Genomic DNA, 22141 nt, shown 5'->3' on the forward strand with positions numbered 1-22141 from the left:
ACTCTCTCAAATAAAAGTCTTTATAATGAACAACTTTTTACTTAAATACCCTGAAAAGTTTGCTTCCAAGTGGTTAATTCTTTTAGTTGATTTATTCATTTGTTTTGTGACATTTACAATTGCTGTATTTGTTCATTTTAACTTTGAACTAACCTATGTAGAGCCATATATCTATAAGTACCATTTATTTTTTGTTTTAGCTATCAGGGCTGTTTTTTTTGTTTTTTTTAAATCCTATGAAGGTATAATCAGACATACCAGCATGGAAGATGCAACTTTATTGCTTAAAGTAGTGACTATAAGTAGCATCTTCATTTTTCTACTATCTAATTTTGGGTGTTATCATAATATCCTATATTTATGTATTCCTCCAAGAATAACTATTATCAGTTATTTTATTACTCTCTTTGCTCTTATTTTTAGTCGCTTTTTAGTAAAAGGACTGTACGATTCTTTCTTTAGGAAAATTAAATTAACAAGTTCGGTTATTATTTATGGTACTGGTTATATGGGCTTAATTACCAAAAACAGCCTGCTGAATGATAAAGTAAAAAGCTATAAGGTTCTGTGTTTTATAGACGATAATCCTCAAAAAATCAATAAAACTGTTGAAGGAATTAGAGTTCTTTCTAAAGAAAGGGCTATTGAAAAATATATCAAAAATCCTAATACTAAAGAAGAAGCTATTGAAGTAATTTTTGCAATACAAAATATCAGCCCCCTTGCTAAGGCAAAAATTGCAGAGGATTTTCTTACCAGGGGCATAATTTTAAAATCTATCCCTCCTATTAATAAATGGATAAAAGGAGAATTAACTACTAAGCAAATACAAAGAATAGAAATTGACGATTTACTTGAAAGAGACCCAATAGCTATTAATAATAAATTTGTAGAAAGATTTCTTACTAATAAGAAAATCATGGTAACTGGTGCAGCTGGCTCTATTGGCAGTGAATTAGTTAGACAATTATTGAAATTTTCGCCTAAAAAAATTATATTAATAGATCAGGCAGAATCTGCTTTATATGATTTGGAAAGTGACCTTTTACGTACTTCTTCTGCAGAAAACAAAGAACGTCCCAATATTAGAGTGGAGGTTTATGATGTTACGAATGAAAAATTAATGGATAGTTTATTTAATGAAGAACTTCCTCAGATAATCTTCCATGCAGCAGCATATAAGCATGTTCCATTAATGGAAAAAAACCCCTATCAGGCTGTTAGGGTCAATGTGATGGGAACAAAAATTGTTGCAGATCTCGCTTCTAAATATGGCACAGAGAAATTCGTTATGATTTCAACTGATAAAGCTGTGAATCCAACAAATGTAATGGGCGCATCAAAGCGTCTGGCCGAAATGTATGTACAGAGTTTAGATGGTCATCATAACAATAATACAAGGTTTATCATAACCCGTTTTGGAAATGTGCTCGGATCTAATGGCTCAGTGATTCCATTGTTTAAAAAACAAATTGAAAATGGTGGCCCTATTACTGTAACTCATAAAGATATTATAAGATATTTTATGACGATCCCAGAAGCTTGCCAGTTAGTTTTGGAGGCAGGAACTATGGGGAAAGGTGGTGAAATCTACGTTTTTGATATGGGTAAACCTGTAAAAATTATAGATCTGGCTAAGAAGATGATACAACTATCTGGACTGGAACTAGAAAAAGATATAAAGATTGAATTTACAGGTTTAAGACCCGGCGAAAAACTATACGAAGAGTTATTAAATAGTAATGAAAATACACAACCTACTTATCATAATAAAATCATGATTGCCAAAGTAGTAGCAGAAGACTATGATGTATTGAATATAACCATAAAAAACATGCACTCTGCACTAACTAAAATGGATAATTATAAGATTGTATCGGAATTAAAGAAACTGATTCCAGAGTATATAAGTAATAACTCTATTTACCAGAATTTAGATGAATTAGAAGAAGGTTCTCTGAATCCCTATATAGCCTCCTAATGATGAAGGAAATAAATTTCCTTCATCAAAAACTATGTTAGAAATTAATGCGAATTTTGGTAAATTATACCTGAACTTATATAAGAAAGAAAACTGCTTTGCGTTGATAGGCATACTATAACTGCCTAAATTATGACTAATCAGCAATTTTGCGTAATACTCAATTTTTTTACCTCCCCCTCTTAATGACAGAGAAAAAGCACTGATTCTGTTAAAAATATAGTTTGAAGAATAACCCTCAAGTTGCTTATTTGCTAACAGTTTACTATCAACAGAATTAATAGGGGTTAATAGGGGGGAACCAATCGTCTTACCTCCATAAGTCCAACTATCAGAATAAACGCTATTATTAAAATAATTGTCACGACCTCGTAATTGTGGTATTGTATTGTCAGCTCCTGTACCTCCACCTTGATTCCTTGAATCCAAATACTCTAAGGTAATTTTATTAATACCAATTTTTATATGTTTTCTATTAATTGAAATACCAATTAATCCATCATTTATATTATTTAGATAAAACAGAGATCCATCTTCAAAGATATTTTGTCTATATAAAAATAAATCAAAAGTTTTAAAATTGACTTCTGTTGCAATATCTAAACTTCCTAAATGATTACCAGCCCTATTCCATGCTTCATTAAGGGGAATTTGAGTGCTTAAACTATTATCTCCTTCATTAATACTTACTCCTGACACCACCTTGAAATAAGTGCTTAGACCTGAAGGGAACTTTTCAATTAAAATACCAGTAGTTTTATCTATATAAGGAACAGCTGGTTTTCCTCCCCACTGCACCTGATGGTTAAAACCGGAATATAGTTTGACTTTCCAGTTAGGCTTTCCAATTCGGGTATAAAGATATTTCTGATGAAGATAAAAATTCTGAACTAAGCCATTATCAAACCAGCCGTGGCTATATGCTCCTTTGATAGATAATAAGTTTTGCCCAAGTATAGAGATATAGTTTGGAATACAAATTTGTATTTTAGGCAAAGGCATTGCGTTTCCTGACCAAATATATGAGCCTGATGTAAGGGCTGTATCTACTAGGCCTACTATTTCTCTCATGCGCCCTATATAAAGCTCAAAGGCACCTGAACGAACCTTCACAAAGGCTTCTGGTAGTAAAATTTGATTCACTTTTCCAACGTTAGCAACTGCATTTATCCCAAAACCGATATTGAATCTATTCAATTGATTGCGCGAATTAAACGTAGAATCATATTCTTTATAAATTCCACCACGAACAGTTAAAACTGAAGATTCTAAAGGAACTATTCCATATTGATTAGTACGTGCCAGAAACGGCGTTTTGCCTGACGTAGAAAGATATGCGCCAATCTCAGTCTGATAATATGTGTTTTTTAAAAAACTTTGTCCTAAGACGCAAGAAGACGTTATTAGAAATAATAGAATAACTTTACTCATCAAAGGCATAGCTAGGCTTTTTTTGCAAATTACTACCATTTTTTAAGAATAGAAAAATTAATACCTATATTATTACCGTATAATTTGCCAGAATCAAAGCCTATGTTGAACCTTGAATCAAGATTAAGTTTTGATAGAGGTCTACTAACAGAAATTGAACTTGAAAACTGGTTTAGGCTTTTCTCTCTTTTTAAACCAAATATGCCTAAACTTTTGATAAAAGATGATTTAAGAATGTATTCATATTTCATTATTTTTCCGGTAGCGGCAAAGAAATAAGACTGAATACGGTTATCAATAGAATATAATTCATAAGGCGATGTAATTAATAAATTATTACTAGAAATAATCAAAGGTGTACCAATCCCATTATCTCTGTAGCTCCAACCCTCTAAGTATTGTCCATGATTAAAGTAATTCTGCACCTCTCCATAATGGGTCTCTTTTTTTCCTAGCCATTTAGCAAAGTTTGTTATTTGTCCCCCTTGTCTTCTTGTATCTAAATATCCAAAACTAATTTTGCTGAATTGTCTTTTATCCTTTAAATCGAAAATTATTGAATAGTTCCCATCCATCGACAAAATAACTTCGGGCATTTGACCATCTTCATACGGGGTTTGACGATAAAAATAAATATCAGTTACTGGTGTTTTGAAACTTATTCCCAAATCAATACTGCCAAGATGGTTTCCAAAGCGATTTAATGTTTCATAGGCTGTATAAGTAACATCTTTAGGTATCTTCCATGGTATTGGCAAAATTACATTCAGATAAACAAAAGGATCAGCCGAAAAATAACCATCATTTGTACTGATATTATTATTTTTTAAAACTTCAGAATACCCACCCCATTGGACCTGATGATTAATACCCGCAAATAAATTAACTTTCCATGATTCACGACCTATTCTACTATACAACCACTTTTGATGCAGGTAATATCCTTCTGTGTAAGCTTGCTTACCAAACCAACCATGAGCAAACATACCTTTAATTGAAATTAACCCATTCCCGATTATAGAAGCATAATTAGGGATTGATATTTGGATTTTAGGTAGGGGCAATGCATTACCTGACCATATGTAAGATCCGGCACTCAATGTAGTGTCTACAAGACCAACTATTTCTTTTCTTCTGCCTGCATAAAATTCGAATACTCCATAGCGAAGTTTTACATAAGCTTCGGGTAATAATATCTGGCTATGCTTACCAGCATTTATTCCAACCTGGGTTCCATATCCAAATCCAAATTTCCTTATTTTTTGAAATTCTACTTTTGTAGAATCATATTCTTTAGATGCATTAACCAGTATGGATACAAAAGAGCCTTTAAGCGGCACAAGCCCATATTGGCCAGCTCTCATCCAGAACGGTATTTTTTCAGAGAGATAGGCACTTGTGCCTAATTGATATCGAACACCAGATAGTATATGCTGTGCATAAACATTAATGGAGCAATTTAAACATAGAAGTATAACAAGTTTTGAGAGAAAGATTTTTATCATAAAGTGTGTAATAGTGCGTAATCAAAAACTTACAAGTATTATATATACATTCCATCTGTCAATTTAGCAAAAATTTTACACTTTTAAGAATATATTTTGAAGTCATAAGTTAAAATTTGCCGGAGTGGGAGGCATAAAAGCAGATTGAAAAAAGCTACTTCTGATTCACTGTTATTTCATAGCTTTTGGCTGATCTTCTATAAAAATTGCACCAAACAATTGACCCTTCAACCTGTCCTCCTCCTTTTTGAGGTATAAATCCATTTTCAGAGGGCAGTCTCTTTTAATCCCGATGGCATTTTACACCAGTTAGCTGTTGTAATAAACTATCCCTTAAATTCATTAGCAGCATAAATTAGGCTATCCTTGATAATTACTTCAAAGAGAGGAAATAAATAAAAAAAACATTCCGTAATGGAAGAGAATAATGCAATCGGTCAGCGTTCCGATTGCCTAATATTTTATGGCATCATGTACATTAAATACAACAAAAACCGTGAAACTCCAAGAAATTGGCAGTTTTCGGGTTTATCTTTTGCATATTATACTGATAATTAATTGTTTACGATAAGAAAGAATTCCTTAAGTTTGATTTCAGTTAAAAACTGGATGACACTCCATTTTATGACATTCTCAGTTATTTCTCTCCGTAAAATCAATAAAAAATAAAAGTTTAAACAGCCTTATTAAATAAAATTAAGTAGTTAATCTATTTCGTGCCAACTTTTAGTTAGGTTGCTCCTTTTTTACTACTATCTTAAGATTACCAAATTATTGTTAAGCAAATATGTGTTGCCATTGACCAGGTGAGCAGAAATCTTTAAAGCATAAATTCCAGATTCTACAGGCTTATTGTCTATGGTACCATCCCATTTAAAGTCCTTATCATGAAAAACTATCAATTGTCTTCCCCAACGATCAAAAATCTCAAGCTTAAACTCTGAAATCATATTTTTTTTACCAAAGACACTAAGGGTTGGATTAAATGTGTCTCCATTAGGCGTAAATGCGTTGGGAATATATAGCCTGAATTCAGGGGAAACTTCAATAATATTTGAATTACTGAGTTTTAAATTACTGTCTACCGCTCTAACGCGATATTTAATTTTTTCTTCTTGGAAAGATAAATCTAACTCTTCTTTATGCTCAGCGCCATTTTTTACTGATATAATTGATGGAGAGTTACTTACCTCTTCAATTTCATACTTTTGAATCGGATCTGGAGAAAAGGGCAAATTACTAGTCCAAAATAAAGATGTTCCATCGAAATCAAGAAAAATAGTGCAAATTTCAGGAGAGAGTTTAGAATTATTTCCGCATTCATCTGTATATCCTATTTTAAAACAATAACTTTGCTCATTTGGAAAAAGACTAGCTATACTAAAATTATCCTGGAAAGCAACACTCTTTATTTTAGTATAAATGCCATTTATATTCTGAAACAAGTGACAGGAGTCTCTTTTTAAAAACCATCCGGAATTGTCGCTATAATTAACATTTACTAATAGATTGTCAACAGTGGTCAGCAAATCCGTTATTGGGGGCGGCTTGATACCTCCTTGATTAACACATCGCTTCAGTGATAGCGAGATTGCATTGTAATTCAATGAACTATAAGAATCTTTTATTTCTGCTGATACCTGATAACAATAGTTTTTTTTGCAATTAATGTCGTCAGTGTAAGGGGGATAAGAGCCACTCAGTGGAATTGAAACTTTAGATTCTCCGACTGTTTCTTTTAACAATTTAGGAGTAACACTCCTGGAAGCCATGGAAGGCGGGAGGATAGTATTAAAAATTAAATCAGGGTGATTAGTCCAATTTAAAATATTCTTTGTAATCTGATTATCTATTGTATCCAACAATATAGTACATACATCCGGAGTTTCCTCCCAATCGCCACAACTGGTAGGCCTTTCCACCATGAAACAATACGATTTCGAAGAATCAGGAAGATCTACGAGGATAGTGCCCGCATATAATTCATCAATTTTTGTTTTTGATGCAGCATAGTCCCGATTATTTTCTGCTCGATATAGTGAATATTTAGTTCCTGATTTTGCACCTGTTAAGGTAAGCATTGCTTTGTTGGGTTCAATAACCTCCAATTTAGTGATTTGAGGTTTAAAAGGGTTGCTTTGGACTCCAGAAATAACTTCCTTACTTTCACATATCTTTTTTCCATTCATATCTATAGCAAATACATTCAATGTAATGGGCATTTCGATTTGCTGAGCAGAACTATTAAAAGGTAAATTTGTATATGGCACACCAATATCTATAACAGCCCCCAGGTTATATTTAATTGTATATCCTGGCATTTCTTTCTTCTGCTTAGGAATTTGTAAACTAAACTTACCACTTATTTTAGTATCACCAGGAATTACCCCTACATTACAGAGGTTATAACTAAAGTCAATTCCTTTTTGCACAACAACTGTTTTACAGGCGTACATTGGCTTCCCATTTTTAGTGCCATATTGTAATATTAAAAATTGCTTACTTTCTAAGAACTCCCAATTTGAATTTGGCCCTGACTCTGATGGAATAGATGGAAGTTGTGAAGCTGGTTGCCCTGAGTAGCCAAAAATATACTTTATGTCCATTCCACCAGACTTGTCCTTAACATCAATTCTTTCACCAATACATGCATAAGCAGGTGCATCAAACCCTCCGGCTTCTGCACCGTTAGTCAAATCACACAATCCTTGAGCAAGCGAGTTAAAAGAAATACTAAGAAGAAAAAATAAAATTCCCTTGCAGTAAAGATGAAGCGATATTGATTTAAGTAATGACATATGAAAACTAGAAAAAATATTTCAAAAACAAATCATTTCACTCATGCAGTCGATTTGGTCTTTCAATATACAGCTTTATGTTATATCACTATAGACTGAATAAATTTAGCCCTGAAATATAGCTTTTAATAAGCTAAATATTAGAAACTGTTTGAGTTAATTTTCAGAAATAATCTATGATACATTTTTGATAATACTTAAATATATCAGGTAATCTTTTAAAGTCTTTTCTTGAACGCCTAGAATGATTCGGCTAAACAAGACTACGCTCTGTTAACCATCTTTAAAATTATTAACAAGCTTTAAATAGGTTTTAACAATCTCTAATTCACTTTTTGAGTACTTTTTGTACAATAACTAACCCTTACTTGCAATATTTTTTTAACAGTTAATCAGTCTGATTTACTATCATAACGGATTAGCAGAATGAATTTAACGGCCAATAAACTCTCTAAATTATTGGATATTGATGTATTTTGCGATCTTTCATTCTTTCCTGTCATTTACACCTGCTTCTTTGATATAAAAGGAAGAGTGTTTTTCCTTAATATTCTATTCAAAAAACGAAGAGCCCAGAAATAGACCGAATTTTGACCTGTTTCTGAACTCTTCATTCGCTAAAATATTGAAAAAACAATAGCCCATTAAAAGAAGACCTAAAAATATTAAGATTAGACAATCTTCAGGTATATTATTTTTTCTCTATTGTTTTTTTCAAATCAGCATTTTCTGATTTCAAAGCTTTAATCTCTTTATTCATTTCAATCATATAGAGCGTTAACTCCTCAATCTTTTCCATCAACTTTGCACTTGTTTGAGTAACATCTAAACCATTTTTTGACAATTCTTCTGCTGAAGGAACATTAGGTAAGTGTTTGTTTTCTTTTACAAAGGATTCAACCTTTTCCAATGGCATTAATTCATAAGAGGGTTCAAAAACATAATCCGCCCAATCAGCAGAACCTTTTACAGCGACTTTTATCTTCTCAGTAATAATTCCATCCTGTACTATTAAACGATAACTGTTATTAGTTGGCATAACAAAAGTAGTTTCAAAATTGCCCACTGCTAAGAAACCAACAGTTGTTGATTTTGTTGCCCCTAAATTTATTTTAAGATTTTTATTATCAAATTCTCCCTTAATAAGTGGATTGGCAGTACTTGAAGTTGCAATATAAAGTTTATTAGAACCAGTTTCACTATTACCTGCTTGATACCCAAGAAAAACGTTTCCAGAACCGGTATTTAAATATCCGGCTCTAAAGCCAATCGCTGTATTTGTACTACCATTTGTTGTGTACAATGCGTCATTACCAATAGCGGTATTACCAGATCCGGTAGATAAAGTAAGTAAAGCTTGTTTCCCTAGTCCAAAATTCTGGCTTCCAGAAGTATTGCTCAATAAACTGAAAGCACCAAGAGCAACATTACTTTGGCCATTTATATTATTAACTAATGCACTATTGCCGATAGCAATATTAGAATACCCGGTAGTGTTTTTTTCCAAAGCATTAGAACCAATAGCTAGGTTAGCTCCCCCCGCTGGAGAAACACCTACTGTATTAGCTTTTAAAGCTCTATATCCAATTGCCGTATTACCTCCACCTACATTAGATAATCCAGCTTCAAAACCAAGTAACGTTTCGGTAGTTGAAATAGAACCAGCTTTTGAAGTGCCAATCTTAAAATTGATAGGAATTCCTGATGGAGTCCCAATAAAACTACTTGCAGTTGCGGCAGCTTTTATACCTGCTACAGCTGTTGCATTCCCACTTAAGGACCACCCATTAACATCTCCTGTTGCTATTGAATTTTCTTTGTTTTCTTTTAATGGAGACCATTTTTCACCATCATAAAAATAAAAACCAGATTTCTCTGTGTCCGTTTGAAAAACTAAAAGCCCTTTAGCTGGAAGGGAAATTGCATTTATTTGCTTACTTGTCAATCGAGGTATTAAAAGCCCCTTATCGCTTGACTGAACATCTAAAATCGCAGACTGGTCAGGTTTAGTAGTACCTATACCGACATTATCTTTTTGCGCTAAGGCAGACATACTCATCCCTACACTAAGAGTAAGTGCCAAAAGTTGTACATTTTTTTTCATTTTTATTCTTAAATTTTGTGTTTTCTTATAATTAAATATAAAAGTAAAACAAGTATCTTATAAATTCAAAGAGAACTTATAAATTTTATTTAATGGTTAAAGAATCAGGGATTGTTTAAATCTTGATAGTCCTAAAAAGTAATACTATAATTATCTTTGTTCAAAAAGAAATAAAGATGAAATATAGTCATTGCCATAGTAAAAATACAAAGAAGAATGGATATATACATTGTAAAAAGCAAAACTATATAGGTCATGATTGTAATAGTTAATTTGTAGAAGGAGTCCAAGATAGGTTTGTAGCCAAAGAAGATAAGGTTCTTATTAATAATGTACTATAGAACGCATATCCTCATCCGGCATTTGTCGAGTATGTAATATAAGCTAGCAGTTATTCTGTCAAGTCAGTTTTGCAAGGCTTTTTATAGTGTAGATGTAAGGTTAGATTAGACTTTCCTATTTAATTTCATCCAACGAGTCTATATAATTATATCTAATGCGAATAATGGGTTAAAAGAGCGGAAATAGTAACAATACAACTAAGGCTACTTTTATAGTGACCAAACTATAAAAAAAGAATTAGGCCATCCTTGATAATTGATTTAAAACGAGGAGCTATATAGAAAATCCAGTTTGTAAAAGATTGGCTTTTCTATTTTCAGGGATTGTAGTCTTTGTTTTAAACAACTTTTAGTATAGATTTTGAGGTCATCGGATTTGTGTAGACGGTCTTCTCCCATGAAGCCCTATTGTGAGTGGTTTTAAGCCGCTAATTTGAGTTCTCTCGGTGTTCTTTTGGATAGTCTGACAACATTAGCGGTGAATATACCAAAGTATAACCACACATTTTGTGTATTAGGTGTTCTGGCTCTTATCCTTTTGAGTCCGTAATGTTCCTTTTCTGTTCCAAAGGAACCTTCCAGAAGTGTACTTCGCTCTTTGTTCAGAATAGCCTTCATTAGATTAAGATTTTTATCAGGGGAAGTTTTCCCTTTTGATACAAAGTTGGTCTGAATGTTTTTAGAACTACAGAAACGACGATTGGCATTGGCAGGATAAATCCTGTCAGCAGCCAGATGGGTACATTCTCCGAAGATAATTTTATGCTTATAGAAAGATGCTTTAAGTCTGGTACTTTAGTTAAAGGCATTATAGCTGTGATGCTCCACAATTTTAATACCGTCTACCTACATCATGTATACTTTGATACCAGTTTGTTTTCCTTTCCTCTGACAATAGGTCTTATGTAGGGTTGAGATAAGCTTACGGTTCTATCTCTAACTTTAGTAGTATTGTTTTCAATTAGGTAAAGTTGTTGCAGATAGACTTTCTTAATTGTTTTGAATCTTTGTGCTATCGACTCTGAAAGATGAATACCTTTGGTTTGGTTTAATAGTTTTTGATAAGTCTTTATGCCTTTTTCTAATAGATATAGGAGTGCTTTTCTACGTCTTTTGGTAGCATTAATACTAACTTTCCTTCTTTTGAAAAAGACAGACTGCTTTATCTTTTGCTCCTTGAACTTTGAACGAGGCGTTTTGCTTCTTGAAAGCTTGCTTAGTGCCGGAATTTGCTCTTCCCAGAGAAAGTAACACGACTCCCACAGGAGTTTGACATCAGTAGGAAAGCGCATGTGTACCTCATAACACGTCGCATCCATCAATACAATATTTGTACTCTCCAATTTCCCTTTCCAAGCCTTAATCAACACCTGCTGAATCTTCTGCATATCACAATGTCTGGCAAGAAAGGTAAGAATGCGACTTACTAATGCATTATCTCTGATGACTTCCCCAACTTTCCAGTTAGTCTGAAAGGCAGCAAGCAGTTTTTCATCACTTAGGCCTGTATAATGCTTTAAAAACATCAGCCCATAGTATCTTGTCTTGGTAGATAAGAAGGAGCACCTGAAGGATTTTTCTTGGCAGGAAGCAGGCTTTCCAGTCCCTGACATGGAGTTACATCGTAAATCCGACCAAGTTCAGTGCAATTCTTGAAAAAATGATATTCAGGAAATATTGGACTATCAAATGGAAATAGAGTATTTTGCATTTTATTTTAGGATGTGAGATACCTTAAAATATATCAAAAAACCCGAAACTCCAAGAAATTCGTAGTTTTCGGGGTCATTTTTACTATAATATCCTGATAGTTAATTACTTACACTCTGTAAGATTTCCCGACTTAGTTACTTGTGTTTAACAAGAATTCCCTAAATAACTTAAATGCATTTGTCTTTATGGTTTGGACACATTAAAGAATGTACTTTCCATTGTGTATTAAGCACCCTAAGTATTCTTTATTTGGCATTACCAAATAGATTATCAATAATTACAGAACTTGTTTTCTCTAAATCTTCCTGACTTAAATTAGAGCCGGAAGGAAGACATAAGCCACGATTAAAAAGATTTTCAGAGGTATAATTTCCATAGAAAGACATATCCTTAAATATTGGTTGCAAGTTCATCGGCTTCCATAAAGGACGAGCTTCAATATTCCATTTTGCTAAAACCAATCTTATCCTTTCACGTTCCTCGTAATTTTTAAATAGTACACAACTTAGCCAACGATTCGAAAAGAAATCACCAGATGGTTCGGGCAAAACTTCAATTGATGAAATGTTATGAAATTGATTTACGTAGAATTCATAATTTGCTCGTCTCATGCTAATTCTGTCTTTTAATACTAACATTTGACCCCTTCCAATTCCGGCGCATATATTACTCATTCTATAATTATACCCTATCTCTGAATGTTGATAGTGGGGTGCAGAGTCTCTGGCTTGCGTAGCTAAAAACCGGGCTTTTTCGATTAGTTTTTTTTCACTTGAAACTAAAGCACCTCCGCCAGAGGTAGTAATAATTTTATTGCCATTAAATGAATAAATTCCAAAAAAACCAAATGTTCCAAGGTGTTGTCCTTTAAAAGTAGAACCTAATGCCTCTGCTGCATCTTCTATAAGTGGTATTTCATATTTATTTGCAATTGAGATTATCTCAAGAATTTGAGCTGGCATTCCATACAGATGGACCAAAATAATGGCTTTAGGTTTTTTCCCTTTTAATATTCTGTCTTGTATTGCCTCCTCTAAAAAATTTGGATCCATATTCCAAGTTTCTTTTTCCGAATCAATGAAAACTGGAGTAGCACCCTGATAAACAATGGGATTGCAGGTGGCGGAGAAAGTAAAGCTTGAACAAATAACCTCATCTCCAGCTTTTACTTTGAGCAATATTAGAGCCAAATGAATAGCTGCCGTACCGGAACTTAATGCAGCAGTATATGGTACATTTGTAAAATTACATATATCTTTTTCAAATCCGTCAACATTTGGTCCTAAAGGAGCTATCCAATTGGATTCAAATGCTTCTTTTACAAATTCAAATTCATTGCCACCCATATGGGGTGAGGAAAGCCATATTTTTTTTTCTTCCATACTACTTGATTCTTTTTGTTGGATTACCTGCAACTATTGCGTAATCAGGGATATCTCTAATTACAACTGAACCTGCGCCAACTATAACTTCTTTGCCAATTTTAATACCTTGAATTACAACTGCTCCGGCGCCAACATGGGTGCCTTCTCCAATATGTACATTACCACATAATGTGGCGTTTGGAGAAATATGGGCATAATCACTGACAAAACAATCGTGGTCAATGGTAGCGCCCGTGTTAACAATTACATGTTTTCCGATTTTTGAACCTCTCTGAATAATGGCGCTATGAAAAATAACAGTACCTTCACCTATTGCCAAAGTTCTATCTAAAATTGCTGATGGATGTATCACTTTTCCAAAAGAATGAGATATGGATTCACTAATTCTTTTTCTGATTAGATTATTTCCTATAGAAATAATTAATGGGCTTACCTGGTATACTTTCGGATCATATTTTCCCATAATAGGATGACTATCCCAGTACAGTACTTTCGGATCATCATCAAATAATCCAGTAATTTTTATTTCACATGCTTCTAAGCAGCTGCAAATTACTTTAGCATGTCCACTAGCTCCATATAATAGCATAAGTTAATTTTAATTTCCAGTAAACTTTTCCATAGTAGTAGTTGGAGAAGAATTAATTCCTTCTGATTTTAACACCTTTTTTAAAGTTAAGAGTGCTATTCTTAGGTCTAATTTTAGTGAAATATTCTCTACATACCAAATATCATATTCAAATTTCTGTGTCCATGATATATTATTACGTCCATTTACTTGCGCCCAACCTGTTATTCCCGGTTTTATTAGATGTCTTTTTTTTTGTGCTTGATTATATAATGCTAGATAGTCTATCAAAAGCGGTCTTGGTCCTATCAGACTCATATCTCCTTTTAATACATTGATTAGCTGAGGAAACTCATCTAAAGAAGTCTTTCTGATAATTCTTCCAATTTTTGTTATCCGTTCTGAATCTGATAATAACTCACCTTTTTCATCTCTTTTATCATTCATAGTCTTAAACTTAATTAATTTGAATACCTTTTCATCCTTTCCAGGTCTTAGTTGAAAAAAAAATGGATAGCCTTTATTTGCTATACTGAGTAATACTATTATTATGATTAAGACTGGTGAAAGACTTAAAAGAATCAGGGTCGCTAAGTTAAAATCTAGGAATGGTTTAACTAATTTCAGATACATTGTTCAACTATCTTTATATATTTTTTGGCTAGTACACTTCTGTCAAAATATGTTTTTGCATATACATATCCATTGTTGCCTTGTTTTATAGCAATTTGTGGATTATTAAGATAATACCTTATTTTTTGTTCAAAATCAAATGCATTTTCGGGCTCAACAAATACACCTGCTTCAGCTTCTTCAACTAAGGTTCTTGAAACACCATCAATGGCCATTAAAATTGGCTTCTTGCAGGACATATAATCAAAAGTTTTATTTGAGTAAACCGTTTTAAAAGTGTCATTTTTTTTCAAAACGGAGGTTCCCATATCAGAAGCTAGGATATATTTAAATATATCTTTTTTTGGAACAGAATCAATAAAACGAACATTTTTTAAGTTTCTATTCTGAGCATCATTTATTAATCCTTGTTTCAGCATACCATCACCGATTAACATAAATAGTACATTTGTATCTGTTAATTTTTCAGCGGTATCAAGTATTTGAACTAAATGGTTTGCAACACCGTGCGCGCCTACATAAACTATGACAAAGTTATTGTCAATTCCCAAAGATTTCCGATAAGCTTTAACATCAAAATTCTCTACAAGACTTTCTGTCAAAGAAAAATCTGCCGCATTAGGAATATAACTAATCTTTGATTCAGAGACATTCTTTTTCTCGATTAGATTCTGCTTAAACGCAGGTGTAAGGACATTAATGAGTTTTGCCTTTTTATAAAGAAAAGATTCGAACCAATAAGCAAATTTAATGAGCGATTTATTCGTGAGCACGCCTGTATCAATGGCAGATTCAGGCCATAAATCTCTTATTTCAAATATAAAGGGAGTTCTTTTTACTAAAGAAATTATATAGGCGGTAATACCTACAAACAATGGTGGAGATGTAACTATTATTATATCAAATTTTCCACTTATTTTAAATAAACCGGCAAATGTACTAGAAAAAACGAAGGAGAAATACGCCCATAATCGACCAAGAAAATTTACATTATAGGCTTCTGAAACATGGCAACGAACTACAATAATGTTTTTTTCAGGGTTTTCTTTTAAGAATATCTTTCTCTTATAGATATCACGTTTAATTCCTTGGGTATAATCAACCATTCCTGAAAGAACTACTATTTCATTTTCAAGTTCAGACCAAGTCTTTGTTATTTCACTCCATCTTGAACCACCGGGTTCATTAATTCCATTATAATATTGATGAATTAGTAATATTCTCACAGTTTATTATTTAATTTTAGCATTTTAAAATTTACCTATTTATATAAAATTTCTTTTCGTAGATCGGTTTTTATGCTAAACTAATATGAATTTATAAAATCTGAGAGGCAATTTAAGCGCAAATATCAGCTTTTCTTAAAATCACAATAATAATTAGCTTTAACTCAGGAATTCTTGAGTACAAGTATTTTATTTATATAAACTATATAAATGATCTACAATTCTTTCTGCACTTTTACCATCCCAAAGAGGGGGAACACTTCCCCTTTTCCAGGTTCCAGAAAACAGTTTTTTTAGAGCAGGACCAATATTTCCCGGATTTGTACCTATCAGTTCGTTAGTCCCGAAGCTTACGGTTTCTGGCCTTTCTGTAGTATTTCGCAAGGTAAGGCATGGTATATTCATTATAGTAGTTTCTTCTGTAATACCACCAGAATCAGTTATTACTGCTTTAGCATTTTTTACCAGATAATTAAATTCCAAATAACTAAGAGGTTCACAGGTGTAAATATTCTGATTAGCAAGATTAACCGCTTTTAAACTTTTAGCAGTTCTAGGATGAACTGGAAAAATTATAGGTAGATTCTCACTATTTGAAATTATTTCTTCTAATAAAATCTTTAGGTGTGTTTCCTGATCCACATTAGCAGGGCGATGAAGTGTAAGTACTAGATAATTTTGCGGTGTTAAATTCTTCTTTTGATAAATATCGGGTTTTACAAATTTTGAGATATTTTCTAATAATGTGTCAATCATTGTATTGCCAACAAATTGTATTCTATCATCAGGAATCCCATAGCTTTTAAGGTTTTGATTGGCCACCTCGCTGGTTGTATAAAAATAATCACTAATACTATCTGTAACCATTCGATTAATTTCTTCAGGCATAGTCAAATCAAAAGAGCGTATACCTCCCTCAACATGAACTACTCTCATATGCATTTTTTTAGCAACTATTGCACATGCCATTGTTGATGTTACATCACCAACAACTAGACAAATATCAGAAGGCCTATCCAGTAACAACCTTTCATAGCCAATCATAATAGCTGCTGTTTGTTCGGCTTGTGTTCCACCTCCTGCTCCAAGATTTATATCTGGCTCAGGAATTCTTAATTCTTCAAAAAAAGAGCCACTCATTTTCTTATCATAATGCTGTCCGGTATGAATTAGACGGTATTGAATTTTTTGAACAGCATTTTTTTGAATAGCTGCAATTATAGGAGCTATTTTTATGAAATTAGGTCTTGCTCCTGCTATAATATCTAATTTAATCATTTGATTTTAAATATATACTAAATAATTTTCTATTTTTATTGCAAACATATTTAGCGAAGTACGCTACTCTCGAATCGCTCTAACATGAAGTGGGAACGTTAATTTAAATATAAATAGTTCGTAGACGTATTAGCAGAGAAAGATAAGAGTCAGTTGCATAACTTTGTATCACTTTTTACTCTTCGTCTGTTCTATTTTAATTCATTAGTTACATAACATACTAATGAATTAAAAAAATACGTATTTTGGCTAAAGTAAACGTAATTATGGAAATTTAAGAAAAAGTGAAGATATTTTATTTTCAACTTTTCTTAAATATTTTAAAAAGAACATATAATATAAAAATATACCCCACGGCCTACTATAAAGTCTAACAAAAACATGTAGTGCAGTTTGCATCCTTTTATTATTAAACTTACTACTGGCAAGATTTTTTATATTGTGAAAAACAATAATTTCAGGCAGATAGAATATTGTACATCTAATTTTTAACAAATCGGCCAAAAAAATAATCTCTTCAGAACCCGGATATTCTGCGCCTAAACCGAAAGACTCGTCGAAGCTGATTGAATTTATTTTATTACTATTTTTTATAAATAATTCAATGGAACTACATTTTGTAACATTTAAAATATTTAACTTAAAAGGTTGTAATGGATATTGTTTATAATAAAGGTTTGATTCGGGGTCAAAAATCTGATATGATACGACATCAATATTTTCATGCTTACAAAAAAAATCATTAACTCTTTGGAGTGCATCATCAGGATACCAGCAGTCATCATCTGTTAAGCAAAATAGGTCTCCGCTTATTTTTTTTAGCGCGATATTTCTACCACGTGAAAGACCTTTTAAATTACTTTTTATATGTAAAAATGTTAGTGGGCTATTGCTTAATATAGTATTGATTATATTATGATTATCTTGGGATACTACTATAAACTCAAAATTCTTATATTTTTGATTGACTAGACTATCTATAAGTCGTATGAACTCATTCTTACGGGTTCCTAGTGTAGATAATATTAAAGAAATTTTCAAGTTATTCATATATTGGTAGACGTTAATTGATTCAAATTAAAGATATAGTTTATTATAAGAAGCAAAATACGTTAAGAAAAAAAGTAAATATTTAAGGTCAATAATAGAAAATGATTTCATAAAATTAGCAAAAATGAATATGCAAATCGCACTTAGAAAAAGTTGCATATTGTTAAACTTTCTTCTTTTGAATAAAAGAGGTTCAACCATTAAAAGAAGATAACAAAGCATTGGTATAATGCCTAAAATTCCAATTTCAATTAAAATTTCAAGTAAAAAATTATGAGGATATTCTTTCTCATCTATACCAATAAGTATTAATCCAGAGCTATTTATGCCTTGGCCGAATAAGGGATATTCTAAGAAGCTATTTAAAGATTTCTCAAGAAATGAAACCCTTTCAGATGTTGAATTGTCTTCTCCAAAACTACTGAATCTAATAAAAGCAAATTCTATCAACATGTTTAGCTCATCCCAGTATAAAAAGAACAATCCGGTGATTAAAATCATTGATATAAAAACATAAGAGTACATTCTTTTCTTTACTATCCAATAAAATAGCAATAATAGAAAAAATACCACTGGGGCTCTAGCTCCCGAAATAAGAGAGAATGAGAAAAATACTATCGTTCCAAGCTTAAAAAGTATATTTTTACTAAAAATCAATGAATATAATGAAAATGACAGTGCCAAAAGTGAGTAAGTCAAATAATCAATAATATCAAGTCTCTTATAAAACGTGGAAAATATGAAATTTTCTTGAATTAGTATATAGATAGCGTAAATTGTATAAAGTGTCAATACGCAGAACCAAACGCTAAATAAAAGTTTTAAATCTCTATCAATATGGACGGCTCCCAGTGCACACAATACATAAAAGGGTAATAGACCAATTAGGATAATTTTATCATAAGAAGTATTCGAAATTGTGTAAGATACACTTAGGACATATATAACAGAAAATGCGGTTACAATAAAAATAGCTTTGAATTCTCTTAGAGAATGCCGAAAGCTGAATAGTGAGAGAAGCCCAAATACAGTTGTAAAAAAGTATAATATATATAAGAAAAAATTAAAATTAAGTTCACCTATATACCTTCTAAATAGTGCGTTTAAAAAACTCAATACAAATAATATATATATAAATCGAATCCACATTTGTTAGTTATTTTCTAATACTTTAAAGAAGAACGCTAATCTCTCATCCTCTACACAGTTAGAGTCAATTTTTCGTAATACGGATTCATCTCTATATCTTTTACCTTTATTCTTTAATATAAAATCCATGACCAACTCTTTATTATTTATCAATGAGTTTTCTTCATTTGGTAATAATAAACACCAATCCGGACCTTTATTTTCTTTATGCAAGAAAATGGTTTCCTTGTGACTTTGTATCATTGGAATACCATATGCGAGATACTCACGTACTTTTAGAGGGCAAGCCTCATCCATTTCTTTTCTGTATAAAGACAATACCCCTATTGCAATGTCAGTTTTTTTTAATATATTAATATAATTGTTTTTATCAAGAAAACCATGAAAAATTATATTTTCATAATGTTCTATCTCGGGCATTGCTTCATAACCAATTATATTGATTTTTATTTGCCCATTAAGATCTTTTCCAAATTTTACGAGTTCATCCACTCCATGCCAATCATATCCTGGGGAGCCTAAAAAAGTAAGAACAGGGGTTTTATCCTGATTCTCATTTTCTAAGGTAGTGAATTTTCTTAAATCAATGGAGTTGGGAACAACGGCTATTGAGCTAATAAATGGATAGAATTCTTTTAACCTTCTTGCAATCTCATGGGTAACAGCTACAAACCCTTTTATCTCTTTAAAGGCTATATTAAATCTTTTAAAAAGTAAATATCTGATAAAGTTTTTTACACTTTTTAAGGATGAGTATTTATATTCAGATAAAATATCTGTATTGATTTCTACAACCGTTTTGAACTTACGAATTATTCGGATTAGGCCGGGTTTTACAGGTTCAAAACGCCAATAAATCAGATCGGGATTATCTAATAGTAAATCGGTATAAATTTTTTTATATATCTGAATATATTGAAATAAACGACCAATTATGTTTTTAGAATCATAGTGATAAATTCTGGAAACACCGAAATCATTTTTAGAATCTTTTGAGCTTGTAATACAGTATACAATAACATCGACTCCTTTATCTTTCCAGGCGTCTATTTGAGATATTATTTTCTTATAAATTCCGTTTTTCTCTTCAATTCCATTTGATAAAAGATATACTAATTTCACTGTAATTTTCTTTTTATTTTGTGAATCTTTGCTAATAATGTCAAATCTGATTTATAAAGAAAATGCGAAGATGGTGGTCTTTCAAGATATGCATCAAATTCTGCTTTTGAATATCCAAGTTTTTTTCTTACAAATCCGTAATCTGTTTCAAGCTCGGACTTATCATAAAGAGGTTCATTTAGAATCATTAATGCTTCTTCTCTGGAAAGTTGATTTGAACAAATGAGCGAAGACAAATGAGCTTTCCTTTTATCTATATTGAACTTTGTTGGTAAAATATGATTTTGATAGAACTTTGTAAATATTGATTCACCATGCTTTCTTCCATAATTCCTCCAGCCAAAAACATCAATTAATTCTTTAATGGCATGTTCTTTATTATAATTAATTATATTCAGCGGTTGGATTTTACGTATTCCTTTAAGCTTTTCATAATATAATTTAATTTTAAGAGAGTTGATTGTTGGATATGTTTTAAGCAATTGTCTGCTATTTTTTGAAACTATGTCTTTCAAATTGCTTAAATCAATTTTTGAATGAACCCATGATTTAGGTAATACAAATTCAGTAGAAATATTAGTCCCACTAAGGATATACTTTATTCTATACTTTTCAGCGAGCTTATAGATTGTTGCAATTATTGCGTGGTCTGTTAATACTTCTATGTCAACAACACCTGCATCAAAGTATGCTCTTTGAAGATTTCTGAATTCTTCCCAATCTACAACTAATGTATGCAAATCTGACTGGAGACTATTTACGATATTATTAATGTTTTTAACTGCAAGCTCTGAGTTCCATCCGTTATCAAAATGAACTAATAATGGATTAAGCTCTAGTTTTTTCGCTAAAAGTGCAACGTAAGAACTATCTACCCCACCGCTAAGGCCAATGATACAATCATACTTCCCTTTTTTAGCTGAAGCTAATTTTTGCTTTAGGGATAATAAGTTCTGCTCGATCTCTTCGTCTGTTAGCTGTCTAAAACCAATTTTTTCAAAATCTCTGCAATAGTTACAAATTCCAGCTTCATCAAATTCTATTAGAGGATCGGTTTCATCCATTACACATTTCTTGCAAATCTTGTATTGCATAAAATCAAATTTTTAAACGTGGTATATCAGATTCTTGTGGGTAATTAATTAATATGGAATCTCTATTATTTCTTGCAAAAGAAAACAGACTTCCTGCAGCAGCTCCGGAAACATTTATATTAAATAATTCATTAATATCGTTATAAGATGATGCTCCTCCTAAAGCGGTAATTGGAATACTTAATAAACTGCTTGCTTTTGATAATAAATCTAAATCATATCCGGTAAATGTTCCATCTCTATCTATATTTTGAAGAATGATTTCACCAACTCCTAAGTCCTGCATTAATAAACAGTAAGCAATTGGATCAAATGAAGTATTTGTATTACCTTTATTGATATATACTTTAATCCCTTTAAAAAAAGTCTTTTTATAATCAACAACTGTTATTATGCTTTGTGTACCATATATATTTACAGCCTCTTTAACCAAATTAGGGTTTTGGAAAGCAGCACTTGATATAGAAACTTTATCTACACCTAAAGAAAATAAGCTTTCTACATCAGAAAGTGTTTTAATCCCACCTCCATAAGTAATTGGCATAAAAGCCTCAGAAACAATATCACCAATTAAATCATAGTTAATTTTATTCTTTACTGAAGCTCCAATATCCAAAATACACAACTCATCAGCAAATTTTGCATTAAATATTTTAACCGTATTTATCGGGTCACCTATATATTTAGGAGACTTAAACTTGACAGTTTTATAAAGCCCACCTCCATCAAGTAAAAGTGCCGGCAATATTCTTTGATATGGCAT

17 protein-coding genes are annotated in these 22141 nt (G+C 32.0%); 1 reads left to right on the top strand and 16 read right to left on the bottom strand.

What is annotated here, in order from left to right; genetic code table 11:
- Window positions 1–25 precede the first annotated feature (25 nt).
- Window positions 26–1981 carry a nucleoside-diphosphate sugar epimerase/dehydratase gene (locus tag D0T08_RS05425; RefSeq protein ID WP_229238906.1) on the top strand — a complete coding sequence of 652 codons (1956 nt, stop codon included), beginning with the start codon at window positions 26–28 and terminating at the stop codon, window positions 1979–1981.
- Here D0T08_RS05425 and D0T08_RS05430 read toward each other — a convergent pair.
- The 16 genes from D0T08_RS05430 to D0T08_RS05510 all read right to left on the bottom strand — a co-directional run bounded on the left by D0T08_RS05430 (window position 1943) and on the right by D0T08_RS05510 (window position 22141).
- Window positions 1943–3451 (bottom strand): capsule assembly Wzi family protein, encoded by a 1509-nt coding sequence (locus tag D0T08_RS05430; RefSeq protein ID WP_116981590.1) that lies wholly within the window; start codon window positions 3449–3451, stop codon window positions 1943–1945. The two genes, D0T08_RS05425 and D0T08_RS05430, sit on opposite strands and share 39 nt — an antisense overlap.
- The gene (locus D0T08_RS05435; protein WP_116981591.1) at window positions 3445–4917 is read right to left on the bottom strand and encodes a capsule assembly Wzi family protein; all 1473 of its coding nucleotides are present in this window, start codon (window positions 4915–4917) and stop codon (window positions 3445–3447) included. The genes D0T08_RS05430 and D0T08_RS05435 overlap by 7 nt, the downstream gene beginning before the upstream one ends.
- A 752-nt stretch (window positions 4918–5669) precedes the next feature.
- Window positions 5670–7715: a T9SS type B sorting domain-containing protein gene (locus tag D0T08_RS05440; RefSeq protein WP_116981592.1), complete on the bottom strand. Its 2046-nt coding sequence runs from the start codon at window positions 7713–7715 to the stop codon at window positions 5670–5672.
- 691 nt (window positions 7716–8406) lie between these two features.
- Entirely contained in the window at window positions 8407–9819 is a 1413-nt protein-coding gene (locus tag D0T08_RS05445) for a hypothetical protein (protein WP_116981593.1), read from the bottom strand.
- Between the two features lie 761 nt (window positions 9820–10580).
- The gene (locus D0T08_RS05450; RefSeq protein WP_116981594.1) at window positions 10581–10919 is read right to left on the bottom strand and encodes a transposase; all 339 of its coding nucleotides are present in this window, start codon (window positions 10917–10919) and stop codon (window positions 10581–10583) included.
- A gap of 92 nt (window positions 10920–11011) precedes the next feature.
- Window positions 11012–11686 carry a hypothetical protein gene (locus D0T08_RS05455; RefSeq protein ID WP_116981595.1) on the bottom strand — a complete coding sequence of 225 codons (675 nt, stop codon included), beginning with the start codon at window positions 11684–11686 and terminating at the stop codon, window positions 11012–11014.
- 432 nt (window positions 11687–12118) lie between these two features.
- Entirely contained in the window at window positions 12119–13255 is a 1137-nt protein-coding gene (locus tag D0T08_RS05465) for an aminotransferase class I/II-fold pyridoxal phosphate-dependent enzyme (RefSeq protein WP_116981597.1), read from the bottom strand.
- 1 nt (window position 13256) lies between these two features.
- Window positions 13257–13847 (bottom strand): acetyltransferase, encoded by a 591-nt coding sequence (locus D0T08_RS05470; protein ID WP_116981598.1) that lies wholly within the window; start codon window positions 13845–13847, stop codon window positions 13257–13259.
- Between the two features lie 9 nt (window positions 13848–13856).
- The gene (locus D0T08_RS05475) at window positions 13857–14459 is read right to left on the bottom strand and encodes a sugar transferase (protein WP_116981599.1); all 603 of its coding nucleotides are present in this window, start codon (window positions 14457–14459) and stop codon (window positions 13857–13859) included.
- The gene (locus tag D0T08_RS05480; RefSeq protein ID WP_116981600.1) at window positions 14450–15685 is read right to left on the bottom strand and encodes a glycosyltransferase family 4 protein; all 1236 of its coding nucleotides are present in this window, start codon (window positions 15683–15685) and stop codon (window positions 14450–14452) included. Before D0T08_RS05480 ends, D0T08_RS05475 begins: the two co-directional genes overlap by 10 nt.
- A 189-nt stretch (window positions 15686–15874) precedes the next feature.
- Entirely contained in the window at window positions 15875–16963 is a 1089-nt protein-coding gene (gene wecB, locus D0T08_RS05485) for a non-hydrolyzing UDP-N-acetylglucosamine 2-epimerase (RefSeq protein WP_116981601.1), read from the bottom strand.
- Window positions 16964–17227: 264 nt separating this feature from the next.
- Window positions 17228–18013 carry a glycosyltransferase family 2 protein gene (locus tag D0T08_RS05490; RefSeq protein WP_116981602.1) on the bottom strand — a complete coding sequence of 262 codons (786 nt, stop codon included), beginning with the start codon at window positions 18011–18013 and terminating at the stop codon, window positions 17228–17230.
- 27 nt (window positions 18014–18040) lie between these two features.
- Window positions 18041–19162 carry an O-antigen ligase family protein gene (locus D0T08_RS27910; protein WP_116981603.1) on the bottom strand — a complete coding sequence of 374 codons (1122 nt, stop codon included), beginning with the start codon at window positions 19160–19162 and terminating at the stop codon, window positions 18041–18043.
- Between the two features lie 3 nt (window positions 19163–19165).
- Window positions 19166–20284 (bottom strand): glycosyltransferase family 4 protein, encoded by a 1119-nt coding sequence (locus D0T08_RS05500; RefSeq protein ID WP_116981604.1) that lies wholly within the window; start codon window positions 20282–20284, stop codon window positions 19166–19168.
- The gene (locus D0T08_RS05505; RefSeq protein ID WP_116981605.1) at window positions 20281–21378 is read right to left on the bottom strand and encodes an N-acetyl sugar amidotransferase; all 1098 of its coding nucleotides are present in this window, start codon (window positions 21376–21378) and stop codon (window positions 20281–20283) included. The genes D0T08_RS05500 and D0T08_RS05505 overlap by 4 nt, the downstream gene beginning before the upstream one ends.
- Window positions 21379–21382: 4 nt before the next feature.
- Window positions 21383–22141 (bottom strand): HisA/HisF-related TIM barrel protein, encoded by a 759-nt coding sequence (locus D0T08_RS05510; protein WP_116981606.1) that lies wholly within the window; start codon window positions 22139–22141, stop codon window positions 21383–21385.

Origin of the sequence: Emticicia sp. C21 (assembly GCF_003418935.1) — a bacterium.
In the GTDB taxonomy this organism is placed as follows: domain Bacteria; phylum Bacteroidota; class Bacteroidia; order Cytophagales; family Spirosomataceae; genus Emticicia.

What these genes read in the sequence shown, in the direction of transcription:
- D0T08_RS05425 (WP_229238906.1), top strand. Translation starts at nt 26, where the DNA reads ATGAACAACTTTTTACTTAAATACCCTGAAAAGTTTGCTTCCAAGTGG.
- D0T08_RS05430 (WP_116981590.1), bottom strand. Translation starts at nt 3,451, where the DNA reads ATGGTAGTAATTTGCAAAAAAAGCCTAGCTATGCCTTTGATGAGTAAA.
- D0T08_RS05435 (WP_116981591.1), bottom strand. Translation starts at nt 4,917, where the DNA reads ATGATAAAAATCTTTCTCTCAAAACTTGTTATACTTCTATGTTTAAAT.
- D0T08_RS05440 (WP_116981592.1), bottom strand. Translation starts at nt 7,715, where the DNA reads ATGTCATTACTTAAATCAATATCGCTTCATCTTTACTGCAAGGGAATT.
- D0T08_RS05445 (WP_116981593.1), bottom strand. Translation starts at nt 9,819, where the DNA reads ATGAAAAAAAATGTACAACTTTTGGCACTTACTCTTAGTGTAGGGATG.
- D0T08_RS05455 (WP_116981595.1), bottom strand. Translation starts at nt 11,686, where the DNA reads ATGTTTTTAAAGCATTATACAGGCCTAAGTGATGAAAAACTGCTTGCT.
- D0T08_RS05465 (WP_116981597.1), bottom strand. Translation starts at nt 13,255, where the DNA reads ATGGAAGAAAAAAAAATATGGCTTTCCTCACCCCATATGGGTGGCAAT.
- D0T08_RS05470 (WP_116981598.1), bottom strand. Translation starts at nt 13,847, where the DNA reads ATGCTATTATATGGAGCTAGTGGACATGCTAAAGTAATTTGCAGCTGC.
- D0T08_RS05475 (WP_116981599.1), bottom strand. Translation starts at nt 14,459, where the DNA reads ATGTATCTGAAATTAGTTAAACCATTCCTAGATTTTAACTTAGCGACC.
- wecB (WP_116981601.1), bottom strand. Translation starts at nt 16,963, where the DNA reads ATGATTAAATTAGATATTATAGCAGGAGCAAGACCTAATTTCATAAAA.
- D0T08_RS05490 (WP_116981602.1), bottom strand. Translation starts at nt 18,013, where the DNA reads ATGAATAACTTGAAAATTTCTTTAATATTATCTACACTAGGAACCCGT.
- D0T08_RS27910 (WP_116981603.1), bottom strand. Translation starts at nt 19,162, where the DNA reads ATGTGGATTCGATTTATATATATATTATTTGTATTGAGTTTTTTAAAC.
- D0T08_RS05505 (WP_116981605.1), bottom strand. Translation starts at nt 21,378, where the DNA reads ATGCAATACAAGATTTGCAAGAAATGTGTAATGGATGAAACCGATCCT.
- D0T08_RS05510 (WP_116981606.1), bottom strand. Translation starts at nt 22,141, where the DNA reads ATGCCATATCAAAGAATATTGCCGGCACTTTTACTTGATGGAGGTGGG.